We start from the raw sequence: 6768 nt of genomic DNA on the forward strand, positions 1-6768 counted from the left end.
GAGTATAGTCCTCAACAAGCTGCACCAGTTCGGGATCGCTAGCATAAAAAGAGAAAATAATAATATTAGCCTCAAAGAGGGAGAGAAAGCGCTGGATCTTCCAGAGTTCAGAGAGGATCAGCTCAGCGGTCCCCAGGGCTTCATGCGGCGTCGGGCCTTCTGGGCCTCCTGATACTGGCCGAGCAGCTCATAGATCTCAGCCTTCAGCATCCAGGCCCGGGCATAACTACGGTCAAGCTCAGTAGCCTCATTGAGAGCATCGAGGGCGGCCCGATGGTGGCCGAGCCGCAGCAGGGCCTCTGCCTTATTACACCAGGCCACGGCGCTGTGAGGATTAATCAAGAGCGCCCGCGTATAGGCCTCGACTGCTCCAGCAAAATCATGCAGCGCTGAGCGAGCATTGCCCAGACCGTTCCAGGCATGGAAACTATGAGGATCACAGGCCAGCGCCTGCTCATAGGAAGCCAGCGCCTCAGTAGTCAGGCCCATATCTAACTGCGTATCCGCCTTTCCATTCCAGGCCGCCACATAATGCGGGTCCAGCGCCAGAGCCCGCTCAAAATGGACCAGGGCCTGCTGATAGCGCTGCAGGCGATGCAGCGCTAAGCCGGCGCTCACCCAGACCACCGCGCTCTCAGGATCGATCTCAGTAGCACGCTGAAAAGCCTCATAGGCCTTGCGATAGTTGCCCTGATTATACAGCGCCGTGCCCTTACCATTCCAGGCATGGAAGTTGCGGGGAGAGAGCTGGAGCGCCTCCTCATAAGCCCGCAGCGCCTGGGCATAGTGCTGCTGCCGTAAGAGCTGATCTCCTTCATGGCACTTCTCACGGACACTGCTACTAATGCGCGAGGAGACGCGCGCCTGCTGCTGGGCCGGTAGAGAGGCGCTGGCTCGCGCCTCTACCGTACTGTCCTCAACCTCATCAGGGAGAGCCGCCGCCTGAGCAGGCAGAGCACGCCGACCACTCGCCAACGGAGGAAGGCGCACCGCCTCGCGCGAACGCAGCACCAAGGCCCGTGCCCCGCTACCAAGCTGTAAGGCGCGATCAAAATCATACTGAAACTCCAACATGTCGCCATAGCGCTCTTCCGGGCGCGGCGCCAGAGCGCGTAACAGCACCTCATCTAATTCCGGCATCAGCTCACGGTTCAGCGAAGAAGGAGGCACAACAGGGCCACTCAGCGGATCATGGGGATGATAACCGGTGAGCATTTCGTAGAGGACGACCGCACAACCGTATTGATCGCTGCGAGGATCAACAATACCATGAGCCTGCTCAGGAGCCATATAGCCGACTGTGCCCCGCACGGTCACAGTCATACCCACGCGGGCCCCTGGCTCCAAAGCGCGAGCGATTCCGAAATCAGTGATCACCAGGCGATGGTCCTCCTGGTGGATCAAAAGATTCTCAGGCTTGATATCACGGTGAATCACCGGGCGAGGACGAGTATGAGCATAATGCAGCGCCGACACCAACTGATGGAAATACTGCACGGTCTCCCAGAAGGGCAATGGACCTCCAGCGCTGGCCAGGCGTGTGCGTAGCGAGCCAGCGGTATAGAGAGGCATAATCAAAAAGACGCTGGGGCCATCACGGCCATAGTCGAGGACCGGGGCGATATTCGGATGATCGAGGGCCGCCGCGATGCGCGCCTCGCGCAAAAAATGTTCCCGCTCGCTCGTCGTCGTGCGGCTTGGCAGGAGCAACTTGATCGCCACATAGCGCGACAAATGGCGATCGACTCCACGAAAGACCGCGGCGTAGCCTCCCTTACTGATCAGGGCCTCAACCACATAGCGACCGGCGAGCGCAGTTCCCAGCAGAGGGAGCGCGCAGGCTCGGCAGAACAGATCAGACTCGCGATTCTCATATCCGCAGTCATCCAGGTCGGCGCAGCGTCGCATGCCCTCCTCCTCTTTGGAATCTCTCACAGTCTCTCCGTGCATAACCCCAGGCGGAGCTATTGCTAGCCAGGGGAGCTGGCACCTCGTCTACTCTCTGCTCCCAGCGTGCCTTTCTTTTCATCACGTCTTGCGCAACGCCGCCTGTTGCTCCAGAGAGCGTACCCACTCCTGGCAAGAGCGGGCCTCCTCGCTGCGTCCGAGGCGTTCCAGCACAACCGCCTTATTATGCCAGGCATCAGGTTCCTCGGGAGCGAAAGCTGTTGCCTGATCGAGAGCTGCCAGAGCCTCCTCCAGGCGCCCCAGCGCGAAGAGCGACAAGCCCTTGTTGTTCCAGGCCGCGATATAGTGAGCATCGAGGGCCAGGGCACGATCAAAAGCCTCCAGAGCTTCCTGATAGCGTCCCAGCTCGTGGAGGAGGCTCCCCTTATTGTACCAGGCGGAGATCAGGCCATCGTCATAGCGCAGGGCCTGGTCATAGGATTCGAGGGCATCCTCATACATGTGCAGCGCAGCCAAGACGTTTCCTCGATTATACCATGCGCCGGCCAGGGTAGGATCAAGCTCCAAGGCCTCATCGTAGGCGGCAAGCGCCTCCGCATAGCGACGCAAATCGCGCAGATCGTTGGCCTTATCAAAATGATAGAGGGCATTATGCGGTTCCAGTTGCAGAGCGCGCTCATGCAGCGGAAGCGCCTGATCAGGTTGTTTGAGGCGACGCAAAATATTGCCCTTGATATCCCACAATGATGCGCGCTGGCTATCTAGCTCCAGGGCCCGGTCGACCGCAATGAGGGCCTCCTCATAGCGCTGCAGGCTATAGAGCGTATCGCTCATGGCCTGCCAGATCACACTCTGATTCGGGTCGAGCACCAAGGCGCGATCGAAAGCGAGCAGCGCCTCCTCTGGGCGATTCTGCTCGGCCAGGGCCATGCCGCGGCCACTCCAGGCGAAGGCGGAATTCGGATCGAGGGCCAGGGCCTGATCGTAACAATACATCTCCTCATCGTAGCGGCCCAGCTCGTGCAGCACACTGGCGCGTGAGTTCCACAGCTCAGGATCATCCGGGCGTAGGCGCAAGGCATAGTCGTAGGCTGCCAGAGCCTCTTCGGGGCGCCCGAGCAACATCAAGGTTGCTCCCTTACCGACCCAGGCTTCCACCGGGCTGCCCTGTGAGCGAATAGCCACTTCATAAGCAGCCAGGGCCTCCTCATAGCGCTGCTGTTCATAGAGCATATTGGCCTCAGCCAGCCAATCACGCACGCCCGTTGGAGTAGTCTGACGCTGAGCTACGGCCCCGCGTGTCAGCGCCGGATGCCGTTCGGTACTGACCTCCTCCTCTGCCACCCCCTCCTCAGCTTCTCCCACCTCAGCCGTGGCCTGCACCGTAGCCTCCGCCTCCGGCCAGAAGAGATCACTTCCCACACGCACCGTCATATGAGGGCGGAACTGGCGCGCGGGTTGGCGCGCCGGATCGAACTCTGTCTTGACCAAAAAAGCTACCGGCCCATCCTGGCCATAATCGGTCACGCGAATGCTCCCTGGCTCATGCACCCGACTAGAGAGCGACATGGCCAGCTCCGCATCTTGCAGGAACTCTTCCCGCTCCTGCTCTGTCGTCTCACGTGGGCGCAGCACACGGACCGTCACCGGCAGCCCGCGATGATGATCCAGGGCCTGCAGGGTGACCGTCTGGCGGTCGCGTGAAAGAAGATCCATAATTTCATAGCGCCCCAGCAGGAATGAGCCTCTGGTTGGAATTCCACATCGGGCGCAAAAACGCACTTTATCGGGATTCTGATAACCACAGCCTTCGGCGTCCAAACAGCCCCCCATGGGCCTCCTCCCTGCTCAGCACATCGTTTTAATAACGTTCCCTCATACATACAAACACGTAGACATCGCAGAAACGGTGAAAAAGCAGCATGCAAGCATATAGGGACCCGCGACCTACTCTAACGAAAGGGTCCTGCTCTGTCAAGAGAACGTTCCAGCATGCTTTTCTCATGATACCACAAAGTGCGGTCTAAGCGCTGCCCAGCGGCCATTTTCGCCTCTCCCTCCCCCTCCCTGGGGTACTTGCCTTCTGTCTCAGGCCGTGTCATAATGAAAAAGATCTCAGCAGATTTGCTGTAGCCGTCACCTGCGGAGATCCTCTATAGTAAAGGCAAAACCCTGTAATGGCTGGTGCTTGGTTCGGCCTGGTCTGGCTCGATGTGGTTCGGCTCAGCCTGGCCTGGCCTGGCTTGGCTGCGAGGAAGTTGCTCCGCAGGAGGGTTTCTTACCGTGTTCAGTGAGCTACGAGAGCAGGATGATAGTAAGATGACACTACAGGCCTCCACCAGCGCTGTCAACGGCGACCATGAGGAGCAGCAAGTGATTCGCGTACTGCTCGCCGACGACCACGCCCTAGTCCGCGAAGGAACACGGCGCTTGCTTGAGGCAGAGAGCGATGTGGAGGTGGTGGCCGAGGCCGCCAGCGGCGAGGAGGCGGTGGAGGCCGCCCGCCGCTTGAATCCTGATATCGCGATCATGGATATCGCTATGCCCGGCATGGGAGGGATCGAGGCCACACGCCAGATCAAGGCTCATTGCCCCAAAACAGCCGTGCTGGTCCTCTCAGCCTACGATGATGAGCAGTACTTGATCGCTCTGCTCGAAGCGGGCGCGGCTGGCTTCCTGTTGAAAAATGTGCATGGCCAGGAGCTGGTGAACGCGATCCGCGCGGTGGCACGCGGTGAGTCGGTGCTGCAGCCGTCGCTGACAGAGAAAATGATGCGTCGTCTGACGAATCGCAGCCACCCGGCGCAGCGCTCCTCGGATCTGCTGAGCGAGCGCGAGTTTGACGTCTTGCGCCTGGCTGCCCGTGGCTTGCCTAATAAGGAGATCGCTCGCCGCCTCGGCCTGAGTATCCGCACCGTCCATAGCCACCTGGCGAACATTTTCCAAAAGATGCAGGTCGGCTCGCGTACCGAGGCCGTGCTCCAAGCCCTGCGTCAGGGCATGATCTCACTCCAGGATACCTATGATACTCAATGAGAACCATGCTTAAGCAGGCACCGTTCTCGTCCCTTCGGCTGCTCGTAATTGCGCTCTCCCTGGCCATTGCTTTACCCCTGTTGCTCTGGTCTATCCACAATTATCGACCAGCCCCTAATTTTTACGGCCCACGAGCCATCTATAGTCTGGTCGCGCTGACTTCCTTGCTGGCACTGTTAGGACGCGTTTCTTTGCTGCGCCTTCTCCGTTCAGAACTCGCTAATCCTCAAAATACCCGTCAGAAGGTGCTCGATACCTGGCGCCCTCTCTTCCTCTTCGATATCACTGCCCCTTTCTATTTAGCCGCCAGCGTGCTGATTAGCGTACCTGCCGCGGTGCTGACAGCCGTGATTACTCAAATGGTGCTTCAGGGCTATACGCTGGCTCGGGGCTTTATCTCTTGGAGCGAGGCCTGCTATCGTCTGGCCAGTACAGCTCTGATCGTCTTTATCGCCGGCTCGGTCTACATGTGGGTGGCGGGCAGCACTCATCTGCCCATTCAGCACAACGGCCGCCTGGCGGAGACCAATGAGCTGCTCGGCAGCGTGCTGGCCGCTGTTGTCATGATGGTGCTCATCGCCCTGACAGCACTCCCGATGCTGATCCGCTGGTCGGGCGATTCGGCCAGATCTTCCTGGCGCGCTTACTTGACTTCGCCTTTTCTGCGCTTTCAAGCTCTCGTGCTCAGTGTGGGTCCGCTGCTGCCGGTCGTTGATATTTTCGATGACGCCGCCGCCGAGCTGGCCTGGCTCTTCTTTTTAGTGCCCCTCTTTGCGATCTATTATCTGGCCCTGGTCAGTACACGTCTGAGTATTCAGACCAACGAGCTGCAACGCGCTCTTGAAGATTTACGCAGCGCACGGCGACGCCAGGATGAGTTACGCGACTATGCTTCCTTGATCACACGTGTGCAGGAGGAAGAGCGCCGGCGTCTGGCGCGTGAGCTACACGATGATACAGCTCAAGCCTTGATTGCGCTCTCACTGGGATTGGATGGCCTGGGCCGTGCAATGCGTCAGCTCCAGCTCCCCGAGAAAGATCTGGAATGGCATGCCAGCCTGCAGAACCTGGCTGATCGCACTTTGGAGGGTGTGCGCCGCGCTTGCCGTGATCTGCGTCCGTCTGTCCTGGATGATCTGGGTCTACATGCAGCCCTTGAATGGCTCAGCGATAGCTCCGCCGAGCGCGGTGTACCTTGTACGTTTAGTTGCTCAGGCGAGCCTCGCCCGACCTCTTCGGAGGCCGAGATCGCCGTCTTCCGCATTGTACAAGAAGCCCTGTCGAATGTCTGGCGCCACTCGCAGGCAACGCAGGCCTGGCTGCATGTGGCCTATCTGCCCGACTGCCTGACGGTCACGGTCAGCGATAATGGCCGGGGCTTTGCTCCCGAACAGGTGGGGACAGGACGCGAGCACGGCTCTCAGGGAGGACTGGGCTTGCTCGGGATGCGCGAGCGGGCCGCTTTGATCGGTGCAACTTTGTCAATCGAGTCAGCTCCGGGTCAGGGGTGCGTTGTGCGCCTGTCGCTCCCTCTCCAGCCTGAGCATGGGAGAGCTGATCAACCCTGGGAAGCCAGCCAGCAGGCCAGGTAGACCGCGCCGAGCACCCGGCCATTCTCTCTCTCTCCTTCTCTCACAGCTTCAGCAAGCCTTTTTCTCCCCCTCCAACAGCAACCTAGGCCCAGCTCGTTCCGCGCGTCGCCAACGGGCCGCTCCCCCACTTTCCTCCATCAAGACAACTAGGTACATCTGCTGATGCGTTTTGCCAGTCAATGACGCATAGTAATAACTGGGTGGGGTCCGGGATGCGGCCAGTGTTCATGGA

At 59.5% G+C, this 6768-nt stretch carries 4 protein-coding genes; 2 read left to right on the forward strand and 2 right to left on the reverse strand.

All coding sequences use genetic code 11. The features are described 5' to 3' along the window. Positions 1–117 precede the first annotated feature (117 nt). Positions 118–1908, reverse strand: coding sequence for a serine/threonine-protein kinase (locus tag IRZ24_RS14980; RefSeq protein WP_297165640.1), 1791 nt, complete (start codon positions 1906–1908; stop codon positions 118–120). 120 nt (positions 1909–2028) lie between these two features. Then, positions 2029–3741, reverse strand: a complete 1713-nt coding sequence (locus tag IRZ24_RS14985) for a tetratricopeptide repeat protein (RefSeq protein ID WP_297165641.1) — start codon at positions 3739–3741, stop codon at positions 2029–2031. 486 nt (positions 3742–4227) lie between these two features. Here IRZ24_RS14985 and IRZ24_RS14990 point away from each other — a divergent pair, with 486 nt between their 5' ends. Then, a complete protein-coding gene (locus IRZ24_RS14990; RefSeq protein WP_366914312.1) occupies positions 4228–4944 on the forward strand; it encodes a response regulator transcription factor in 717 nt (238 codons plus the stop codon). A gap of 5 nt (positions 4945–4949) precedes the next feature. Continuing rightward, positions 4950–6536 (forward strand): sensor histidine kinase, encoded by a 1587-nt coding sequence (locus IRZ24_RS14995; protein WP_297165644.1) that lies wholly within the window; start codon positions 4950–4952, stop codon positions 6534–6536. The last annotated feature ends 232 nt before the right edge of the window (positions 6537–6768 follow it).

The organism is Thermogemmatispora sp., from assembly GCF_019683755.1.
Taxonomy (GTDB): domain Bacteria; phylum Chloroflexota; class Ktedonobacteria; order Ktedonobacterales; family Ktedonobacteraceae; genus Thermogemmatispora.

Coding starts and splice junctions, on each gene's coding strand:
- IRZ24_RS14980 (WP_297165640.1), bottom strand. CDS start 1,908: ATGCGACGCTGCGCCGACCTGGATGACTGCGGATATGAGAATCGCGAG.
- IRZ24_RS14985 (WP_297165641.1), bottom strand. CDS start 3,741: ATGGGGGGCTGTTTGGACGCCGAAGGCTGTGGTTATCAGAATCCCGAT.
- IRZ24_RS14990 (WP_366914312.1), top strand. CDS start 4,228: ATGACACTACAGGCCTCCACCAGCGCTGTCAACGGCGACCATGAGGAG.
- IRZ24_RS14995 (WP_297165644.1), top strand. CDS start 4,950: ATGCTTAAGCAGGCACCGTTCTCGTCCCTTCGGCTGCTCGTAATTGCG.